The organism is Streptomyces sp. NPDC001787, assembly GCF_040297465.1.
GTDB lineage: Bacteria > Actinomycetota > Actinomycetes > Streptomycetales > Streptomycetaceae > Streptomyces.
Genome location: NZ_JBEOZE010000012.1, coordinates 1 through 20,376 on the forward strand (window position 1 = coordinate 1; position 20,376 = coordinate 20,376).

The window sequence follows — 20,376 nt, forward strand, 5'->3', positions numbered from 1 at the left end:
GGGCGCCGTGGGTGGCGCCCCCCGGGGTGGGGGGGGGTCGCGGCTGCCGCTCGGGGGGGGGGTGGGCGGTGGTCTGGGGGCGGTAACCACCAGGCCGGGGGGGGGGGGGCGGCGCGGGCCGGCCCCCCAACAGAGTGGGGCCGGCCCGCGCGGGCTGGACGGCGAAGACGTGCCGCGCGATGTGCGGCGCGTACGGCGGATGCGGCGGAGGCGGCGCCGAGGTGTCCGGACGGACCGGACGGCGGGCGCCGCCGGCCGGTCAGAGACTGATGACGCCGGTACGGGTGTCGGTCATGTCCATGAGCGTCCACTTGCCGCCGATGCGGCCCCAGCCGGTGGAGCGGCTGCCGGCGCCGCCGAAGGGCATGTTGATGTCCCACCAGTTGTTGCTCTCGTTCACGATGACCTGGCCGACCTCCATCTCCTCGATGAAGCGGAAGGCGGAGGTCATGCTGCGGGTGAAGACGGCACCCTGGAGCCCCAGCCGGTCGTCGTTGGCGATGCGCAGCAGGTCGTCCTCGTCCTGGCCGGTGATGATCGGGACGACCGGTCCGAAGGACTCCTCGCGGGAGAGCAGGCTGTCCTCCGGCACTCCGTCCACGACGGTGAACTCGTAGTACAGATCGGTGGGGTGGCCCGGGGCGCGCCTGCCGCCGAGCAGGACACGCGCGCCGCGCTCGCGGGCGTCGGCCATGTGACGGTCCATCTTGGCCGCTACGCCCTCGTTGTTGAGCGGTCCGAGCACGGTCTTCGGGTCGAACGGGTCGCCCAGCGTGATGCGCCGGGCCTCACGCAGCACGGCCTCGACGAAGGCGTCGTGGATGTCGGTGTGCACGATGACGCGTTCGGTGGCGCAGCAGACCTGTCCGGCGCACGGGTAGGCGCCGTCCACGGCGGCCTTCGCGGCGGCCTCGACATCGGCGTCGGCCAGTACGACGAGGGGACCGTTGCCCGAGCACTCCATGATGGAGCGCTTGAGTCCGGCGGCGGCCTGGATCTTCGCGCCGGTCTCGGTGGAGCCGATGAAGCCGATCGCGTGGATGCCCTCGTGACGGACCAGCGCGTCGCCGGTCTCCCCCTCGCCCGGGACGATGTTGACGAGGCCGTCGGGCAGCCCGGCGGCGACGAACGCCTCCATCGCCCGCAGGACGGTGAGCGGGGTGTTGGCCGGCGGCTTGACGACATGGGCGTTGCCGGTGGCGAGCCCGGGGGCGACGAACTCCGCGAGCATCAGCAGCGGGAAGTTCCACGGCGTGATGATGCCCCAGACACCGACCGGGCGATGGAACGTGAACATCCGCTTGGTGCTGTCGGTGGACGGCAGCGTCTCGCCGTGCAGCCGTACGGCGTCCTCGGCGTGCAGATGGAAGAGCTTCGCCGCCTCCTCGATGTCGGAGACGGACTCGGCGAGCGGCTTTCCCTGCTCCAGCGACTGGAGGCGGGCGAGTTCGTCGACCCGGCTGCTCAGCTCGTCGCCGATGCGGTGACAGAGCTCCGCGCGCTTCCACACGTTGGTCGCGGCCCACGCGGGCTGCGCCCGGTTGGCGGCGCGCACCGCGGCGTCGACGTCGGCGGCGGCGGGCAGCGGGAAGGTGCCGACGCGTTCGCCCGTGGCGGGGCTGATGACCTCGTGGTCGGTGGCGGAGGAGCCGTCGGTGTAGGCGCCGTTGATGAAGAGCTGGTGCCGGGCGGCGGTCGGGGTGCTCATGCGATGGCCTCTCAGTCCTGTGCGGGCCCGGGGGCGGGCCGAGGGGATACGGGCCCGGGGGCCGCTCGGCCCAGGGTCCGGTGCGAAGCGATGTCTGGAGACTCTCTGAGCAAACAGAAACTGTCAAGACTGCTGATTCAGCAAATCTAGTAGCCGAACATTGCTTGTTCGTGAGTATTGACAGGTGATTTTCGCTTGACCTATAACCAGGCCTCATCGCTACTTCTGTCTGCGTCCACCCCGAGGGGATCGCCATGTCAGCCCAGCCGAAGAACCCGCCGCCACTCGCCTCCCCACCACCCGCACAGCCGGGGACGGACGGACCGGCCCCCGCACTGCCCCGGAAGATGAGCTGGTTCGACGGCTTCGCGATGTCGCTGACGATGCCGGCCGCGCTCATCGCCTCGCTCGGCGCCTCCATCGGCGGCCTCGGCGCCTGGGGCGCGATCGCCCTGTGGGCCGTCTCGATGGCGCTCGCCACCGCGACCAACTGGATCTACACCGAACTGGCCGCGATGTTCCCCGAGTCCTCCGGCGGGATAGCCCACTACGCGACGGAGGGCTGGAAGAAGCGGGCCCCCGTGGTGGGGCCCATCGCCAGCATCGGCTACTGGTTCCCCTGGACCACGGCGCTGGCCGTCTACTCCGGGCTCATCGGCTCCTTCGTCCGGGCCCAGTGGTTCCCCGGCCAGGACTGGAGCGTCGAGTTCGGACCGCTCAAGGTCGACTTCCCCATCGCCGTGGGCCTGACGGTGATGCTCCTGCTGTTCGGCGCGGCGATGATCGGCCTGCACGTCGCCATGTGGGTCGTCTACGTCACCGGCGGCGCCCTGCTCATCCCGCTCGCCGTCTTCATCGTCCTGCCGCTGTTCTCCGGCGACTGGAGCGCCGAGGGCCTGCACTGGAACCTGCACGGCGCGGCGGGCCTGCGCGAGGCGCTGGTCTGGCTCTACGTGATGGCCTGGACCTCGTTCGGCGTGGAGGTGTGCGCGACCTTCGCCCCCGAGTACAAGGACACCGTGCGCGACACCACCCGGGCGCTGCGGGCCGGCGTGCTGTTCTCGCTCGGCGTCTTCGTCCTGCTCCCGCTGACCCTGTCGGGATACGTGGGTGAGAAGACCATCGCCGAGGAGCCCACCACCTTCTACATCGGCGCCTTCCAGGAGCTGGTGGGCGGCGCCTCCGACCTCATGGTGGTCTTCCTCATCGCCTCCCTGCTGCTCATCATGATCACCGGGCTCGCCGACGGCTCCCGGGTCCTGTACGAGATGGGCAGGTCCGGGCTCACGGTCAAACAGGTGGGCGTGCTGAACCGGCGCGGCGTACCGGCCAGAGCGCTGCTGGTGGCCCTGGTCCTCAACGTCTTCGTGCTGACGGTGCTCCAGACCCCGCTGGCCATCATCGTCACCGGCAATCTGGGCTACATCCTCACCCATGTGCTGGCGGTCTCCGGGTTCGCGCTGCTGCGCAAGGACCGCCCCGACGCGGTACGTCCCATCCGCCTGCCGCGCTTCTTCGTCCCCCTGGCCTGGGCGCTCGCCGCATTCCTCGCCGTGGTGCTGGTGGTGGGCGCGACCGGCTTCTCCATCACCGGATACGGCGGCTACACGGAGCTGGGGGTGGCGCTCGCCGTCCTGGTGGCGGCCGTCCTGCTGTGGCTGTACCGGATCAAGGTGCAGGACGGGCGGGACGCGGACGGCCGGCCGGAGTGACCCCGGGCGGCTCCGGACCGGGCGAGCCCGCCCGGCCCGGTCCGGTGTTCGCGCTCCGCTCCAGCGCCCGGTGCGAGGGCGAACCCTCCGGGGCCGTCATGACGACCAGTTCGAGGGCCCGCGCACCGGGGATCACGTACACCGTGTAGTCCAGACGCAGCCGGCCCGCCGACGGATGGTCGAGGTCCTTGTGGCCGGTGCCCGGTCCGCGTACGTCGTGGTCCTCCCAGGCGGCGGCGAACTCCGGGCTGTGCGCGGTGAGTTCGGCCACCAGGTGCCGGCCCCGCGCATCATGGGGATCCGCCGCCAGCGCATCGCGCAGCCGGTGCGCGTTGCCCCGGGCCACGGCGTCCCAGTCCACGAAGAGCTCCCGGGCGCGCGGGTCGCCGTAGGCGAACCAGGCGAGATTCCGGTGCGCGACGGGCAGCGCGGCGAAGTCGGTGATCAGCCGGACCGCCGCGTCGTTCCAGGCCAGCACGTCGCGTACGGGGCTGATCACATAGGCGGGCCACACCGTGGTCGCCCGCAGCAGGCGCAGCGTCGCCCCGGGGACGGGAGAGCTGTCCCCGGCCGGGCCGTGCGCCGGTCCCGTACGCCGCGCCGCGCGGACGGTGAGACGGTGCAGATGGCGCCGGGCGTCGGCGTCCAGGCGCAGTGCCGAGGCCAGCGCGTCCAGGACCTCCGCCGAGGGATGACGCTGGCGCCCCTGTTCCAGCCGGGTGTAGTACTCGGGGCTGATCCCGGCCAGCACCGCGACCTCGGCCCGGCGAAGACCGGGCAGCCGGCGCGCCCCGGCACGCGGCAGGCCCACGCTCTCCGGCGTCAGCCGGGCCCGGCGCGAGCGGAGGAAGTGCGCCAGCGCGGGCAGCGGGGAGGGGGCGCCGGAAGCGGACGCCGCCGGGGCGGGTCCCATGGCGGGAGCCGCGGCCGGGGTCGTCGGACGGGGTGCCGGCGCAGGGTCCGGGGAGCCCGGGGCCGGGGGAACGAGAGCCATACCGCCCCATTGTCCCCCTTCGGTACGACAGCTGCGGCCCCGAGGGTGGCCCTGCCGGGGCTACTCCCGGCAGGTGTCTGGTCCACCCCTTCCGGCCTGCGAAGACTGTGCGCTGTCAGCATCGTCCGTGCCTCCCGGAGTCCGCATATGCCCACCGCCCCCGTACTCGACCGCCCTACGGCGGCCCCGCGGTACCTGCCCCTGCTCGTCCTCAGCGCCGCCGCCGGGCTCGATGCCGGGAGCGTCGCCGTCCTCAACAGCGCCCTGCCGTCCCTGGGCGCCGAATTCGGCACCTCGGCGCAGGACCTGTCCTGGGCGGTGACCGGCTACGCGCTCGCGCTCGCCGGACTGCTGCTCTGCGGCGGTGCCATGGCCGACCGGTTCCGGCGGCGCCGGGTGCTGGCCGCGGGGCTGCTGACGCTGGCCGCCGGAGCCGTGCTTGCCCTCCTCGCCCCGGCCTTCTGGCCGGTCGCCGTCGGCCGCGTGATGCAGGGCGCGGGCGCGGCGGTCACCATGCCCGCGGCCACCGCCCTGGTCACCGAGCTGTACCCGGCGGGCGCCGCCCGGTCCAGGGCGCTCGGCGTCTACGCGTCCGCGCAGGCCGGCTGCTACGGGGCCGGGCTCGTCCTGGGCGGGGTGATCACCGACGTACTGGGCTGGCGCTGGGTGTTCGTCCTGCAGGCGGCCGCCGCCGTGATCACCGCGGCGGCAGCCGTGCGGTGCCTGCCGGCCGGCACGGCGCAACGGGCGCGCCGCCTGGACCCGGTCGGCGGCGGCGCCCTCGTCGCGGCGATCGTCCTGCTCGTGCTGGGCGCGGACCTGGCGACGCGGCCGGGGGACGGGCTGTTCCTCCTCGTCCTCGGTGCCGCCGCGGCGGCCGGGGCCGTGTGGTGGCGGCGAGGCCGCACCCGCTGCGCCGACGAGGTGCTCCTGGACCGGGCGCTGCTGCGGATGAAGGGTGTCCGCACCGCCGCGTTCGTGGGGGCGGCCTTCTACTTCTGTGTGAGCGGTTCGCTGTTCCTGCTGCCCCTCCACCTCCAGCGGGTGCAGGGGATGACGGCCGCCGAGTCCGGGCTCGCGGTGCTGCCGGTGAGCCTCGCCGTGACCGGCGCGGCGCTGCTGTCCGGCCGGCTGATCCCGCGGTTCGGCGCACGTCCCGTACTGGCCGTGGGCCTGACGGCCACCGCGGGCGGGGTGCTGCTCTGGTACCTGACCAGTGCCCATTCCTCGTACTGGTGGCCGGTCTTCGCCGGACTCGTCATCACCGGGGCCGGACAGGGACTGTCCTTCCCCGCGATCACCGTCACCGGTCTGGGCGGAGTCGGGGAGGCGGCCCACGGCACCGCGTCGGCGGTCACGGTCACCGCCCTCCAGATCGGCAGCGCGCTGGGCCCGGCGGTCCTGGCCGCGGTGGCCGCGAGCGCCGGATCCGGGACCCCCTCGCTGTCGGGGCACCACCTCGCGTACGCCGTGGCCGCGGCCGTCGTCCTGCTGCTCGGACTGCCCGCGGCCGTCCGGATCGGGGCCGCCGGACGGATCACGGGGTAGGGCCTCCGCCCGGACGGCCGCGGGGGCGCTCTCGCGGTGGACGGCCCTCAGTCCTCCGGAAGGCCCTGCTCGGCCCAGATGATCTTGCCGTGAGCGGCGTAGCGGGTGCCCCACCGCCGGGAGAGCTGGGCGACGAGGAACAGACCGCGTCCCCCCTCGTCCGTCGTGCGGGCGTGCCGGAGACGGGGTGAGGTGCTGCCGGAGTCGGAGACCTCGCAGATCAGGACGGACTGGCGCAGCAGCCGCAGCCGTACGGGCCCGGAGGTGTACCGGATGGCGTTGGTGACCAGCTCGCTGACGATCAGTTCGGTCGTCATCGCCAGCTCGCCCAGCCCCCATGCCTCCAGCTGCCGGGCCGCTCGCGCGCGCGTGCCGGCCACGGCAGACGGTTCGCTGGGCACGTCCCAGGAGACGACCTGGTCGCTGCTCAGGGCATGGGTGCGTGCGAGCAGCAGCGCGATGTCGTCGGGCTGCGGCACGGGCAGCAGTTGCTCGACGGTGGTGGAGCACAGGGTGTCCAGGGGCAGGTCCCGCCGTGCCACGGCGCGGCCGAGCCGGGACATGCCGAGTTCGACATCCTGGTCGGTTCCCGCGATCAGACCGTCGGTGTACAGGCCGAGCAGACTGCCCTCGGGCAGCTCCATCTCCATCGCTTCGAACGGCAGCCCGCCCAGTCCCAGCGGGGGACCGGCGGGCAGTTCGGGAAAGCTGACCTCCCCGTCCGGGGTGACGATCACCGGGGGCGGATGGCCGGCGCGGGCCATGGTGCAGCGCCGCGTCACGGGGTCGTAGACGGCGTAGAGACAGGTGGCGCCCAGCACCGTCGTACTGGCGGGGGCCGCCTCCGGGCCGGCGGACTCCTCCTGGCTCAGCGTGAGGACCAGATCGTCGAGCCGGGCCAGCAGTTCGTCGGGAGCCAGGTCCATGTCGGCCAGGGTCTGCACGGCCGTGCGCAGCCGTCCCATGGTCGCGGCGGCGCCGATGCCGTGGCCCACGACATCGCCGATGACGAGTCCGACCCGGGCGCCGGAAAGCGGGATCACATCGAACCAGTCGCCCCCGACCCCGTCCTTCGCGTCCGCAGGCAGATACGAGGAGGCCACCTCCAGCGCCGTTCCGCCGCGGAGGGTGTGCGGGAGCAGACTGTGCTGAAGGGTGAGCGCCGCGGTGTGCTCCCGGGTGTAGCGGCGGGCGTTGTCCAGGGAGACCGCCGCCCGCGCCACCAGCTCCCGGGCCGGCGCCACGTCCTCCTCCTCGAAGGAGACCTGGTTCCGGGACCGCAGGAAGGTCGTGAGGCCCAGTACGGTGTCCCGCGCGCGCATCGGTACACAGATGAGGGAGTGCAGCCCGAACTCGCGGACCTTCGCCGCCCTCGTGGGCCTGCCCACGTCCCACAGACGGCTGTCCGGGGCGATCACCGGGATGAGTACCGGCTCGCCGTCGGCCAGGAAGCTCAGGTCGTGCGGCGCGGCGGCGAAGTCCACCCGCTCCCCGATCCGCGCGACGGCCTCCGGGCAGCCTTCCCGCACCGAACGCATTCCGGCCCGCCGCAGCAGGGGACCGGCCTCCGGCCCCGGTGCGCCGGACCGCCACGCCCCGGGGTCCCCGGTGCTGACGACCGGCTCCAGAAGGTCGACGAAGACCAGGTCGGCGAAGCGCGGCACCGCGAAGTCGGCGAGTTCCTGAGCGGTGCGCATGACGTCCAGGGTGCTGCCGATACGGGCCCCGCCCTCGTTGACGAGGGACAGCAGCCGCCGGGCGTTCCACCGGTCGGTGACATCGAGAACGAGGTAGGAGACGCCGATGACGGTCCCGTCCCCGTCGACCAGGGGGAAGAACGAGGCCGAGTAGGCGTGCGGACGATGCGGATCGGCCCAGCTCCACCCCCGGTACTCGTAGTCGTTGACCGGTACACCGGTCTCCACGACCCCGCGCATCACCTCCTCGATGCGCTCCGCCCTCAGTCCCGGCAGCACATCGCTCATACGGTGGCCCAGACGCTCGTCACGGGGGACCCCGCCCAGCCGCTCCAGGGTGTCGTTCAGCCAGATGTAGCGCAGATCGGTGTCCATCACCGCCATGCCGACCGGCGAGCGCGTCAGGAACCCCTCCAGCACGGACTGGCGCATCGTCCACTGCGGCTTGCGTTCCCGCCCGGAGACGAGAAAGCTCTCGCGCCCCCCGATGAGGAACGACGCGGACACCCGCAGTTCCACCTCGACACGGCGGCCGTCACGGCGGCGCAGGGGAATCAGCCCGCTCCAGCCCGTCCCCGCACGGCACCGCTCGGCGATCGCGGCCGTGCGGATCGGGTCGGGGGGAACCGCCGGCAGTACGGCCGCCGACCGTCCGGTCATCTCGTCCGCCGGGTACCCGAGCAGGTCTTCGGCCCCCCGGGTCCAGCCGATGACCGTCCCGTCCCCGGACAGCACGGCCGTCGCGTCGTTGGACGCCGCGAAGGGCGCCTGCGGCCCCGTGGCGGGCGCGGCGCCGGAGCCCGCCCCGGGCTCCTCACTGGCGGCTGCCATGCACCTCACCACCGTTTCTAGGCTTCCATGGTCCCGCTTCACCCGGGAATGTGCACGAGCGTGGCCGAGGGGGCGGCCCGCGGCCGGCGGATTCGGGCCCGCTTCCCGGGCCGGTCAGTAGCGCACGCAGATCCTGCGTTCCCCGAGCCAGTGGCCGAACCAGTCGCCGAGGGGAAGGGCGATGCACCATCTGCGCCCGGGATCCGGGACGGGCACGCCAGGTGTGGGCCGAACGGGGTCAGGGGTGGTCGTGGGAGCGGGAGCACCCGGGGTCGGCGGCCCGGAGATCGCGGCGAGCGTGGAGCGGTACATCCGCGTCGACTCGGGGTTGTCCGCGCACTGCCACACGCCGTGCGGGCAGTAGTCCGTGACGGTCTGGTACACCGGGTCGTGCTCATCGATCCAGGCGAGCATGCGGCGGATGTATTCGGGATTGTCGCCGTTGCGGAAGAGCCCCCACTCCGGATAGGAGATGGGCTTGTTGTGCTCCGCGGCGAAGTCGACGTGCTTCCGCAGCCCGTAGGGGGTATCGACCTGCTCGTCGAACGACTCGCCGGGGGGCTGGTCGTAGGAGTCCATGCCGATGATGTCCACCACGTCGTCGCCGGGATAGCAGTCGGTCCAGGGAATCGCGTCCTGTCCTCTGCTCGGCGCGAAATCGAAGCGGAACCGCTGGCCCGGTACGCCGCGCATGGCGGTGACGATGCTCCTCCAGTACGTCTTCCACGCCGTGGGGTCGGGAGCGCAGCGATGTGTGTAGGTGGTGCCGTTCATTTCCCAGCCGAGCACGATCACGGTGTCCGGGATGCCCAGGGAGACCAGCCGCTCCGCCAGCTTCCGGAAATGCCCGTCGTAGTCCCCGGCGGCCCCCGCGCGCAGCATGGTGCGGACCTCGGAATCCGGAACATGATCCTCGTTCCGCTCCAGCATGGGTGTGTTGAGTACGAACATCCGGTCGTCCTCCGCCTGCCGCCAGGCCGCCCAGGAACGCAGGAAATCCGGACGGCCCTCGATGTTCACCCAGAGATCGCCCGGCAGGTAGCTGTGTCCCGCGCGCAGCTCCGTTCCGCCGAGCCAGCGCGACAGGCCCGCCATTCTCCGTACCCCGGCCGGTCCGTAGTCCAGATACGCGCCGTGCGCGGTGGCCGCGGAGCCCGCCGGGCCCGGGGCGGCGCCGTCGACCGTGTCGGGACCGGACGGCCTCTGCCCGGCGATGCCGCCGCCAGCCAGGACGCTGAGCACCATGGCCGCGACACACGCACTGATGAGACGGCGCTTTGCGGGCATGACCGCTCCTCCTGGCTCCGGTGGAACTCCGGCCGGTCGGCCGTCACAGGGAGATTCATCATCGGTTACCACAGGGTGCGAAGGTGCCATTGATGTTTTCTGGCGTTTCGGCCGGTCCATTCAAGTGAATCCCTGGCGGAAGGGTTTCGCCGGCGGATTTGGCTATTGAAGGGTGAAGGGCAGGGAACGTACCCGGTTGTCGAAATTCGAATCGACGAGCTCCGTTTCCCCGACCTGCCGGAAGACGTGCTTCCTGGTGAGCAGTTCTCGCAGCAGAGCTTTCATCTCCAGCCGTGCCAGGTGTGCGCCGAGACAGTGATGAGGGCCGCCTCCGCCGTAGCCGAGATGGGGATTGGGAGAACGGGTGATGTCGAAGGAGTCGGGGTCGGTGAATACGGTTCCGTCGCGGTTGGCCGACGCGTAGACGAGGGCGACCTTGTCGCCGGGGAGGAATGTGCGTCCACCCAGGGTGTATTCCGTCGTGACGGTCCGGCGGAACTGGATGATCGGTGTCGAATGCCTGACAATTTCGTCCACGGCGGCGTCGATGTGCCGGTCGAAGTCGGATTCCAGCAGTTCGCGTTGGTCCGGATGAAGGGTCAGCAGGGACAGTCCATGGGCGATGGCGTTACGGGTGGTCTCCACACCGGCCACGAGCAGCAGCGAGAAGAAGGCCCCCAGCTGCCGCGAGGACAGCGCCTGGCCGTCGATGTCCGCACGGACCAGGGCGGAGACGAGGTCGTCCTCGGGGCGGCGACGGCGCTCACGGGCGAGCCTCGCCATCACGAGCTGCATGCGGGCCAGGGCACGCAGACCGCGGCCCGGTACGCGCAGCCGGGCCCGGCCCCGGCGTTCGACACCGACGTGCTCCGAGGCGTGATCGATCAGCTCGGCGATCCCCGGACGGCAGTGCCCCGGGATGCCCATCAGGTCGCAGATGACCTCCAGCGGCAGCCGGGAGGGGGCCGACGGCACGAAGTTCCCGGGGGACTCGCGGGTCACCTCGTCCACCAGCCGCCGGGCGGCCCGGTGGATGTTCTCCTCGGCTGCCGCGAGCAGGCGCGGGGTGAAGGACCGGGAAACGATCCGGCGCATGGCCGCGTGCTCGGCACCGTCCATGTTCACCATGGAGTTGCCGAACACCGCGCGCGCCCAGCGCGCCGGCTCCGGTGCGGTGACGCCGGGCGCGCTGGCGAAGATCTGCGGATTGCGGCTGGCGGCCCGTACGTCGGCGTGTTTCACCAGCGCGTGGAAGGCGCTGGTGAAGGTGCGCGAGGCACCCGGACGGGGGGTGAACTCCACCGGCGCGTCGAGCTCCCGCAGCAGAGCGAATGCCCGCAGCCGCTCCGGGCGCGGAAGACGCCAGAAGAGCGGATCGGCGAGGTTCACCTCCTCCAGGCGCGGTACCCGGTCCCCGGACAGCTGTGCCGGAACGTTCATGCCCACCACCTCCACGAGTTCGCAGGCCATGTTCCGGCCCGGGACCCGCTGGTCCGCGAACGACGCGGAGGACAGGGGTCCCCGCCCCGGCACATCACGCGATTGCCGGAACGCCCGGCGGGCGCGCGGCGTCCGGACGGCGACCGCACCGGCGGCGACCCGCCGCCGGCTTCGACTTCCGCGACACCCCGGAAGAGCCAATGAGAGGAAGGTGGCCATCCCATGGCCTTGACCACGGAACCGAGCGGCCCCCCGGCCCGACAGCGTGTCCCGACCCGTCGCATCGTTCTGCGTGCCGCGTTCACGGTGGGCATGGTCGCGGGCACGGCCGCGGTGCTCGCGCCGGTCGTCGAGGGCGATCCGGCGCCCGGCCCCGCGTCGGGCGCCGGTGCGGCACCGGGCGCGGAGCGCGTGTCGCAGGACGGGACCATGACAGGGGCCCGGCCGGAACCGGCAGACCGGCCGCGCCCGGAACGGTTCGCCGAGATGTACCGGGGCCGCGAGATCCGGGGGACATCGACCGCCGAGCTGCCCGCGGACACCCCCGCGGCACCGGTGCACGCGGGCCATCCCGTCGTGGCCCTGAAGGACATCGAGGTCCATGTCGACGGCAGACCGCTGCACATCATGAGGCGCGCCGACGGGACCTATCTGAGCCACATCAACCACTACGAGTCCTTCCCGACGCTGGTCGAGACGGCCCGCGCCGCGGTCGACGAACTGGGACGCGCCCAGCTGCCCCTGCCTTCCACCCACAGCATGTGATCCAGGAGGACGAGTACCGGTGTACAACCGAAAGAACCAGCGCGATCTGACCAGGACGGAGAAGAGGCGGCTGGTCGACGCGATCCTGCGGCTCAAGCGTTCCGGACGGTACGACGAGTTCGTGGTCATGCACCAGGAGTTCTACGTGTCCGACGCCGAGAACCGGCTCCGGCCCGCGCACATGACACCGTCCTTCTTCCCCTGGCACCGCAGGTACCTGCTGGAATTCGAACGGGCTCTCCAGGCGGTCGATCCCGGGGTGTCGGTGCCGTACTGGGACTGGACCCGGGACAACACCCCGAGTTCCTCCCTGTGGGCCGAGGACTTCCTCGGCGGCAACGGCAGGGCCGGTGACCGGCAGGTCACGACCGGAGCGTTCGCGTACGCGCGGGGCAACTGGCCCACCAGCGGCGGCACGACCGAGGACCGCTTCCTCTCCCGCAACCTCGGCAGACCCGAGAACCCGATCACGCTGCCCAGCAAGCAGGACGTGGACCGGGCGCTGAGCGACCCGGTCTACGACGCGGAGCCGTGGAACAGCGTCAGCGGGACGGGCTTCCGGAACCGGATCGAGGGCTGGGGCATCAGGAACTCACGCCCGGTGGCGAACCACAACCGGGTGCACCAGTGGGTCGGCGGTCCCATGGCCGGGGCCGCCTCGCCCGACGACCCGGTCTTCTGGCTGCATCACGCCTTCATCGACCTGCTCTGGGCACGCTGGCAGCAGGCGCATCCCGGCTCCGCCTACCTGCCGGGCAGGAAGCCGGCGTCCCCCGGGGCGCAGCGCAGCCGGGTGTTCGGCCTGGACGACCGGATGCCGCCGTGGGATGTCGCGCCCTCGCAGCTCCTGGACCACACCCGCTTCTACCGCTACGTGTGAGAGCCCGCCTCCGGGGCCGGTGCCCGGAGGCCCGGGTCGGCAACGGCCGTGCGGGGCACGGGGAACGGCCGGTCTCCCTTCCGCCGGCGGAAGGGAGACCGGCCGTTTCGCCCGGGGAGATCAGTGGCCGTAGCCGTACGCCCCGTTGTCCTCGTGGCCACCGGAGGCGTTCACGCAGGTGTTGCCGAAGGCCGGGTTGAGCAGCCCGATCACGTTGATCGTGTTGCCGCAGAGGTTGACCGGCACGTGAACGGGGACCTGGACGACGTTGCCCGAGGCGACGCCCGGGGAGTGGGCGGCGACGCCCGACGCACCGGCGTCGGCGGACGCCAGGCCGGCGCCGCCGGCGATCAGGGCACCGGTGCCCGCCATCACGGCGGCAACCTTGGTCATACGCGACATCAGTACTCCTTGTAGGTATTGCGGTTGGCCGCGGAGCACGAGGCCCCGCATTCACTGACAACGCGAAAGTCGGCAGACGGTAACGGATCAACGCATAGGTGATATCTCCGGCCCACTCCGTACGCCTGCCGGAGTGCCCGCCGGCGGGCCCGCTCCGAGAGCCCGCACGTGCGTCGGCCGCGGGCGCCGTCACCGACGGCCCGACGACCCCGTCACCGTCCGACGGCGGTGAGGTCCGTCAGCCGGCCGTGCCAGTCCCGGGCGGCGGGGAAGCGCGCCTTCACGGTCCGTGCCGCCAGCCCCCGCGCGGTCACCTGCGACTCGCGCAGCCGCAGCAGCGGAGCCAGAGCGGAACGGGCCAGCAGCAGCCGCTGATTGACCACGGAGACCGGCTGCCAGTGGCTCTTGTACTGCTCCGATCCGCGCAGCAGGCTCAGCACATCGCGCCCGGCACCGGCGGCCTGCCCCGCCACATCGCGCAACAGCAGGGTCGCCATGTCCACCTTCCGGTCCCTGAGCGAGGGATGCGCCCCGTAGAGGTAGCCCCCGGTCAGACGGCCGGAGTGCAGTGCCATATTGACCGCGACCACCTCGCCCCCCATCCGGAACTCGGTGAGGGACGCCTCGCCGTCGCGCACCATCCGCCGGGTGGCACGCACCAGATGGGCGTGGAAGCGCGCCGTGAGGTGCTCCGGGTTGACGCTCCGTCCGTGCCACTGGAGCTCGTGCAGCCGCAGCAGACGGCCGACCGCGGCCGGCACCCCGTGCTCGGGCACCGGTTCGCACACGATCCCGAGCGCGTCGGCCTTGCGGAGCTTGGACCGCACCCGCTGACCGCGCGAACTGGACATGCGCCGGACGAGTACGTCGACCGGCTCGGCGGGCAGCTCCAGACACGTCGAGTCCGTGAGCCGGCTCCTGGCCCCCGGCCACATTCCGAACAGAAGCTGCGCCGACGCGTCCGGCCGCACCTCCCGAAGGTCGATCACCGTGTGCCGGGCGGCCCGGTCGAGCCCGCGCGCCAGGGCCGACGCCGCGCGGCCGGCCTCGTCCTCGTCGACGAGGACGTCGAAGAAGTCGGAGATGCCGCCGCCCAACGGTACGAGCAGCGGCATCGGCCGGTGCGCCAGCATCAGGGGGGCCGCGCCGACCAGCCGTCCGCCGCGGCGCGCCAGGATCACCCGGAGCCTGCCCTCCTGACCGTACGAGAGCCACCACGAGTGCAGCCAGGCGTGGCTCTGGAAGGGCGTGGCCGTGGCGCAGCGGCGGTGCAGCGCGTCCCATTGGCCACCGAGCGCGCCGAACTCCCGGGGATCGCGGCAGAGCGTGACGGAGAGGCCGCCGGGCCCGGGGGCGGTCATCGTACGAGCTCGCGGTCGCCCGAGGCGACGGGCTCACCGGCGGTCGCGGGCCCGGGGACCTGGGCGGAGACGGTCCAGCCCTTCCGGCGGGGCCGTACGAGCAGGACGAGCCCGCCGAACAGTCCGCCCGCGCTCGCCCCCACGGCCGTGCCGACCGGAACGGACGGGGAGGCCGCGCGGTCCGGTGTCATGGCGTGGGAGAACTTGATCAGCTTCACCCCGGTGTCCGCGGCGACGTGACCACTGCTGACGACGATGGCCTCGATGACCGCGTCGGCGATGTCGGCCGCCCGGCGGGGATCGCCCGAGGTGCCGGTGACCGCGATCATGGGCGAGTCGGGCGAGGTCTCCGAGGTCACCTGGGATCGCAGGACCGCCGCGGGCTCCCCCGCGGCCCCGTGGGCGTACGAGAGGGTCGCGTCACTGGTGGCGAGCCGGCCGTAGGACTGGGCGTAGCCGATGGCCGCCGCCGGATCGGAACCCTCCTCGGCCACCGCCAGCGCGTAACCGGTGGCGGCGTACTCGGGGGACGTGAGCAGGCCGTGGGAGAGCCCGCAGGCCGCGCCCAGCAGGATGCAGACGGGCAGGGGCCACCAGTGGGGCCGGCGCGTCAGGGCGCGCCGCCGGCGGTCGGGTCCGGCGGCGGGCGGCTGCTTCTCGGGCGACTCGGTCATGAGTGTGCTCTCCAGGTCGGTGGGGCGGTGTCGAGGGCGTGCGTGTAGATGTCCATGAGGCGTTCGCCGCTGCGCCTGATGTCGTAGTGGGAGACGGCCGGGGGCGGCGGCAGCCGGTGTGCGGCGCTCCGTATCCGGTGCCGCAGGGCCGCCGTCAGTTCCCCGGCACCGCCCGTGACGCGGGCGGCTCCCGGGGCGCGGTCGGCGGGCAGGTCATCGATCGCGGGGCAGGCACCGTGCAGCACGGGAAGCCCCGCCGCCAGCGCCTCGACCGCCGCCAGCCCGAAGGACTCCTCGCGGGACGCCGAGACGAACACGTCCATGGCGCTCAGCAGCGCGGCGACGCCGGGAGCGGGACCGGACCCTTCGGCCTCGCACGCGCCGAGGAAGCGGATCCGGTCCAGGGCGCCGAGCCGGCCGGCCAGCGCCCGCAGCGACTCGGCCTCGGGCCCCTCCCCGGCCAGCAGGAGCCGGGCGCCGGGCAGCGCCGCGACCGCGCGGACCAGGACGTCGAAGCGTTTGCCGGGCACCAGCCGGCCCACCCCGCCGACCACGAAGGCGTCGGCGGGCACACCCAGCAGCGCCCGGGTCGTACGCCGCTCCCGGGCGTCGAAGCGGAACCGGTCCGCGTCGATCCCGTTGGGCACGAGGTGAATGCGCGCGGCGGGTACGCCCCAGTCCCGCAGCCGCCCGGCGACGGTGGCGGAGACGGCGACCGTCGCCGACCCGAGCCGTTCGGTCCCCAGATAGAGCGCGCGGGTGCCACGGGTGAGCGGGCGGCCCTCGATCTCCGCCCGTCCCAGCGAATGCTCGGTGGCGACCGTGGCGCGGGTCCGGGCCAGACGCGCGGCGATCCGCCCGTAGACGCAGGCGCGGTACAGATGCGTGTGGACGAGGTCGTACCCGCCCGCGCGGATGAACCGGGTCAGCCGGCCCACGGCCGTGACGTCCCGGTTGCCGCCCATGCCCAGATGCGCCACCCGCACACCGTCCGCCCGCAGGCCCGCGGCCACCGCACCCGGATTGGTGAGCGTCACGACGTCGCAGCGGACCGGCAGATGACGCAGCAGCAGCCGCAGCTGCTGCTCGGCGCCCCCGACCCCGAGCCCGGTGATGATGTGCAGGACCTTCATCGGTGCCCGCCCGTCGGAGCGACGGTGGGGGAGACGCCTTCCGGGCCGTACCCACTGCCGTACCCGCTGCCGTACCGCCAGGCGTGCCGCAGCTCCTTCACCCGGAGCCGGACCCCCCGGTCCGCGTGGCTGACGTGCGTACGGGGCAGGGCGAACGCGCCGAGCGGGGCAGCGGGGGCGAGCGCGCAGCCGTAGCCGTAGCCCGCCTCGCGCACCGCGTCCATCACCCGCCGGTCCACCGTGCCGTACGGATAGCAGAAGCCCTCCGGCGCGGTGCCGGTGATCTCCTGGATCAGCTCCCGGCTGCGGTGCGTCTCCGCGTGGAGCTCCTCGTCCGTCAGCGCTGTCAGATGCCGGTGGAGCAGGCCGTGCGAGCCGATCTCCATACCGGCGTCGGCGACGTGGCGGATCTCCCGCGCGGTGAGCAGCGGCTTGCGCGGGCCCAGCGGGTCCCATGCGTTGGAGCCGGCCGGCCGGCCGGGCAGGACGAAGACCGTCGCCGTGCACCCGTACCGGCGCAGCACCGGCAGCGCCTCCTGGACGAAGTCCGCGTACCCGTCGTCGAAGGTCAGCCCGACCAGCCTCTGCCGTGCGCAGGCGTCCGCGCGCAGCAGGGCGGAGACCCCGACCCCGGTGAGGCGCCTGCTGCGCAGCCAGGCCAGCTGCCGGTCGAGCCGGCCGGGGGAGACGGTGATGCCGTACGGGTCGTGCCGCGGGTCGCCCACCGAGTGATAGGTGAGGATCCAGGGCTGGACGCGGGCGGCCGGACGGAGCCGGGAGAAAGGGGAGTCGGCGCGACGCGCCGAAGGGTCAGCGGCCATGGGAGAACCTCTGTCGGATGAGAGCCAGCAGATGAACCACTTCGGGGGCCCGCAGTACGAGTCCGGCCAGCAGGAACACGACGGGGACCAGAACACAGCCCGTGGCCAGGCTTCGCGCGGGGCCGGTCACCGCGGGCGCGGCGGCCCAGCCGGCCGCCCCCGCCACGCCGGCGGCGCCCGCCAGCCGGCCCAGGGAGGCGACGACCGTCCGGACCCGGATCGCGACCACACGTGTACCGAGCCCCATCAGCAGGAGCAGCGCCGTCGTGCTGATGCCGAGGGCGTTGGCCGCGGCGATGCCGTTGACGCCGAAACGGAACGTCAGGGCGTATCCGGCCCCCGCGGTGACCAGGAGCCCCGCGGCCATGGCGAAGGCCGGGAACCAGGTGGGCCGCCCGGCCGAGAAGAACGGCCGGCTCAGCGCGCCGACGAGACAGTGGCCGAGCAGCCCCGCGGCGTAGACCCGCATGACCTCGGCGGTGGCGGCGGTGTCCCGCGGGCCGAACGCGCCGCGCTGGAAGAGCACTTCGATGATCTGGGGGGCGTATCCGAGGACGGCCGCCGCGCCGAGCAGCACGACCGTCGCGGCCAGGGAGAGATCCCTTTCGACCCGGCGGCGGGCCCTGGCCCGGTCCCCGTCGGCCATGGCCCGCGCGACCACGGGAAAGGTCACCGTGCAGATCATGAGGGACAGCACCATCGGCATCTGCGCGACCTTCTGCGCGTAGTTCAGATGCGAGATGGCACCGGCGGGCAGGGTGGAGGCGAGGAACCGTTCGACCAGCACCTGAGACTGACGGCCCACCACGAACAGGACGACCGGGGCGAGGACCGCTGTCCCCAGCAGCGGGGCGGCGTTCTTCGTGACGCGGGGACGCCGGGCGCGGGACGGCCCGGTCCGGCGGCACCGGCGGGGCAGCAGCCGGAGGAAGGCGGGCAGCTGGGTCAGGATCATCAGCAGGCTGCCGACGGCGACCCCGGCCGCGGCGGCGCGGACGCCCCAGACCGAGTGGAGCGTCAGGGTCATGCCGATGATGCCGATGTTGTACGCGGCGTAGACCCCGGCGGGCGGCAGGAAGCTGCGGTGGGCGCGGAGCGCGGCGCTGAAGTAGCCGGTGATGCCGAAGGTGAGCACGGTGACGGCGGTGATCCGGGTGCAGTCCACCGCCGGCCGGGGGTCGTCCAGACCGGGCGCCAGAACGCCCACGACCCAGGGGGCGCCCGCGATCAGCAGCGCGGTGCCGCCGGCCAGCAGGGCGAGCAGCCGGGGAAGGGTTCCGGCGACCAGTGTCCGTACGGGGTCCTCCGTGCGGGCGTCGTCCTGGGGCGCGGCCGTGCGCCGGGCCAGGGCCAGGCTGAAGGCCGGGACGAGGAGCAGGGCCATGCCGTCCTCGATCAGTACGGTCGCCGCCATCTCGGGCACGGTCCAGGCGATGAGGAACGCGTCGCTCGCCTCGCTCGCGCCGAAGTACCGGGCGATGGCCTGATCGCGGACCAGCCCGAGCAGTGACCCGAGGACCGTCAGGGCGGCGGTGGCGGCGGCGGCCCTGGCCAGGACGGAGCCCAGTCCGGGAGGCCCGTCGTCGGTGCCGGGAGCACCGCCCGCGGACCGGATCCGAGCGGCAGCGGCGGTCGAGGTGGGGTGGCGGGCCCGCCGGAGGGCGGACCGCCGGGGTGGGGCCGCCCGTTCGGATGCCGGGGGAGCGCCGGGGGCGCTCTCCGGGAGGGGACGCGGCCCGGCCTCCGTTCCCGTGCCGGTATCGCTCACGCGGCGCCCGCCTGTTCCGGTTCGGCCAGGGCCCACCAGGCGGCCAGCCCGAGCACGACTCCGCCGAGCACGGTCGTCGGGCCGCCGATGTCCGCGTACAGGAAGTTGACGCTCTGCCAGATCATCAGGCCGACGGCGGCCAGCCCGCAGTCCACCGCCGCGTGACCCCGCGACCGGGCGAGGGACAGCCTGCGCACGGCACCGACCAGGATCGCGGCCCAGCCGCCGAGCACCGCGGTGAGCCCGATCAGCCCCTGCTCCGCGAGCACGAGCAGGTACATGTTGTGCGGCGACAGCAGCGCCTGCTTCCGGTACGCCTGTCCGGCGCCCTCGGTGTCGCTGCCCGCGGACAGTCCGATCGGGGCATGCCCGTCGAGGTGCACGGGGAAGCCCTTGAGGCCGACACCCGTCGCGGGCCGTTCGTTCCACATCCCCACCGCGGCCCCCCACAGGGCGTACCGGTCGCTGACCGACCGGTCGGGGTTCGAGGCCACCTCGGTGACGCTGTCGAGCCGCTGCGAGATCATCCCGGATCCGATGCCGAAGCCTCCGACGAGCACGACCCCGGCTGCGCACAGGACGGCGAGGGAGCGGGTGGCCTGCCGCCGGCCGGTCAGGACGAGCACGGCGAGGACCGCCGCCGCTGTCGCGATCCACACGCCCCGGCTGAAGGACAGCGCGAGCGGAACGGTCAGCGCGACAGCGATGACTCCGGCGCAGGGCCGGAGCCAGGAGGGCGCGCCCCCGGGCGTGCGCAGCGCGTGGGCGGCGGCCACGAGCAGGCCGTAGGCGACGACGGTGGCCATCCCCATGATGTCGCCGGGACCGAAGGTGCCCACCGCCCGGATCTCCTCGCCCCGGTAGGAGGCACCGGTGCCGGTGACGTACTGGTGGACTCCCGTGACGCCCTGGACGAGGGCGAGCAGCACGAGCGCGCCGGTGAGGACCCGGAAGCCCCGGGCGTCCCTGATCAGGAGGAACACCGCGGCGGGTACCAGGACGAAGACCTGGAGGTAGCGCACGAATCCGGGCAGCGCGGCCGAGGGGTCCGCCGCGGTGACCGTCGCCACGGCGAAACCGAGGGCGGGGATTCCCAGCACCAGGGCCGCCGCCGCGGTGAGGGGGCGCCGCCCGAGGTACAGCAGGCGTCCCACGCACAGGAGTACCGCGATGCCCGAGGCGATGTCGGCCGGGCGGATGTCCGGCCAGGCCGCCGGTCCCCGGGCCGGCACCGGGACGGCCGTCAGCAGCACGGTGGCGACCAGCGGGAGCAGGGGCCACCGGCTTCTCCACCCGCCCGCGGCAGCGCGGGGAACGGCGCGCGCGGGAGGAGCCGCGGGGTACGCGACGGCCAT

Annotated in this window: 16 protein-coding genes; 4 read left to right on the forward strand and 12 right to left on the reverse strand. The window is 73.0% G+C overall.

Going from position 1 to position 20,376, the window contains the following annotated elements; genetic code table 11:
- Positions 1–259: 259 nt before the first annotated feature.
- Positions 260–1,708 (reverse strand): aldehyde dehydrogenase family protein, encoded by a 1,449-nt coding sequence (locus ABT170_RS18290; protein WP_351868491.1) that lies wholly within the window; start codon positions 1,706–1,708, stop codon positions 260–262.
- Between the two features lie 254 nt (positions 1,709–1,962).
- On the opposite strand from ABT170_RS18290, the gene ABT170_RS18295 reads away from it, so the two are divergent.
- The gene (locus ABT170_RS18295) at positions 1,963–3,420 is read left to right on the forward strand and encodes an APC family permease (RefSeq protein WP_329947064.1); all 1,458 of its coding nucleotides are present in this window, start codon (positions 1,963–1,965) and stop codon (positions 3,418–3,420) included.
- Here ABT170_RS18295 and ABT170_RS18300 read toward each other — a convergent pair.
- Positions 3,377–4,333, reverse strand: a complete 957-nt coding sequence (locus ABT170_RS18300) for a helix-turn-helix domain-containing protein (RefSeq protein WP_351868495.1) — start codon at positions 4,331–4,333, stop codon at positions 3,377–3,379. The genes ABT170_RS18295 and ABT170_RS18300 overlap by 44 nt on opposite strands.
- 228 nt (positions 4,334–4,561) lie before the next feature.
- On the opposite strand from ABT170_RS18300, the gene ABT170_RS18305 reads away from it, so the two are divergent.
- A complete protein-coding gene (locus ABT170_RS18305) occupies positions 4,562–5,962 on the forward strand; it encodes an MFS transporter (protein ID WP_351868498.1) in 1,401 nt (466 codons plus the stop codon).
- A 47-nt stretch (positions 5,963–6,009) separates the two neighbouring features.
- On the opposite strand, the gene ABT170_RS18310 is transcribed toward ABT170_RS18305, so the two are convergent.
- The 3 genes from ABT170_RS18310 to ABT170_RS18320 all read right to left on the reverse strand — a co-directional run bounded on the left by ABT170_RS18310 (position 6,010) and on the right by ABT170_RS18320 (position 11,217).
- A complete protein-coding gene (locus tag ABT170_RS18310) occupies positions 6,010–8,490 on the reverse strand; it encodes a SpoIIE family protein phosphatase (protein ID WP_351868500.1) in 2,481 nt (826 codons plus the stop codon).
- A gap of 114 nt (positions 8,491–8,604) precedes the next feature.
- Positions 8,605–9,777 (reverse strand): glycoside hydrolase family 26 protein, encoded by a 1,173-nt coding sequence (locus ABT170_RS18315; protein ID WP_329947060.1) that lies wholly within the window; start codon positions 9,775–9,777, stop codon positions 8,605–8,607.
- Positions 9,778–9,939: 162 nt separating this feature from the next.
- Positions 9,940–11,217: a cytochrome P450 gene (locus tag ABT170_RS18320; RefSeq protein WP_351868502.1), complete on the reverse strand. Its 1,278-nt coding sequence runs from the start codon at positions 11,215–11,217 to the stop codon at positions 9,940–9,942.
- 222 nt (positions 11,218–11,439) lie between these two features.
- On the opposite strand from ABT170_RS18320, the gene ABT170_RS18325 reads away from it, so the two are divergent.
- Both ABT170_RS18325 and ABT170_RS18330 read left to right on the forward strand, forming a co-directional pair.
- Positions 11,440–11,982: a tyrosinase family oxidase copper chaperone gene (locus tag ABT170_RS18325; protein ID WP_329947058.1), complete on the forward strand. Its 543-nt coding sequence runs from the start codon at positions 11,440–11,442 to the stop codon at positions 11,980–11,982.
- A 19-nt stretch (positions 11,983–12,001) separates the two neighbouring features.
- Positions 12,002–12,862 carry a tyrosinase family protein gene (locus tag ABT170_RS18330; RefSeq protein ID WP_329947057.1) on the forward strand — a complete coding sequence of 287 codons (861 nt, stop codon included), beginning with the start codon at positions 12,002–12,004 and terminating at the stop codon, positions 12,860–12,862.
- A gap of 120 nt (positions 12,863–12,982) precedes the next feature.
- Here ABT170_RS18330 and ABT170_RS18335 read toward each other — a convergent pair whose 3' ends face one another.
- From ABT170_RS18335 to ABT170_RS18365, 7 genes are all read right to left on the reverse strand, one after another.
- Positions 12,983–13,264, reverse strand: a complete 282-nt coding sequence (locus ABT170_RS18335; RefSeq protein ID WP_329947056.1) for a chaplin — start codon at positions 13,262–13,264, stop codon at positions 12,983–12,985.
- A 212-nt stretch (positions 13,265–13,476) separates the two neighbouring features.
- Positions 13,477–14,625 carry a GNAT family N-acetyltransferase gene (locus ABT170_RS18340; RefSeq protein WP_351868507.1) on the reverse strand — a complete coding sequence of 383 codons (1,149 nt, stop codon included), beginning with the start codon at positions 14,623–14,625 and terminating at the stop codon, positions 13,477–13,479.
- Positions 14,622–15,299: a YveK family protein gene (locus tag ABT170_RS18345; protein ID WP_351868509.1), complete on the reverse strand. Its 678-nt coding sequence runs from the start codon at positions 15,297–15,299 to the stop codon at positions 14,622–14,624. Before ABT170_RS18345 ends, ABT170_RS18340 begins: the two co-directional genes overlap by 4 nt.
- On the reverse strand, positions 15,296–16,432 hold the full coding sequence (locus ABT170_RS18350) for a glycosyltransferase (RefSeq protein ID WP_329947053.1): 1,137 nt from the start codon (positions 16,430–16,432) through the stop codon (positions 15,296–15,298). The genes ABT170_RS18345 and ABT170_RS18350 overlap by 4 nt, the downstream gene beginning before the upstream one ends.
- Complete coding sequence (locus ABT170_RS18355) at positions 16,429–17,253, reverse strand: polysaccharide deacetylase family protein (protein ID WP_351868511.1); 825 nt, start codon at positions 17,251–17,253, stop codon at positions 16,429–16,431. The genes ABT170_RS18350 and ABT170_RS18355 overlap by 4 nt, the downstream gene beginning before the upstream one ends.
- Entirely contained in the window at positions 17,243–19,021 is a 1,779-nt protein-coding gene (locus ABT170_RS18360; RefSeq protein WP_351868514.1) for a lipid II flippase MurJ, read from the reverse strand. Before ABT170_RS18360 ends, ABT170_RS18355 begins: the two co-directional genes overlap by 11 nt.
- Complete coding sequence (locus ABT170_RS18365; protein ID WP_351868517.1) at positions 19,018–20,376, reverse strand: O-antigen ligase family protein; 1,359 nt, start codon at positions 20,374–20,376, stop codon at positions 19,018–19,020. The genes ABT170_RS18360 and ABT170_RS18365 overlap by 4 nt, the downstream gene beginning before the upstream one ends.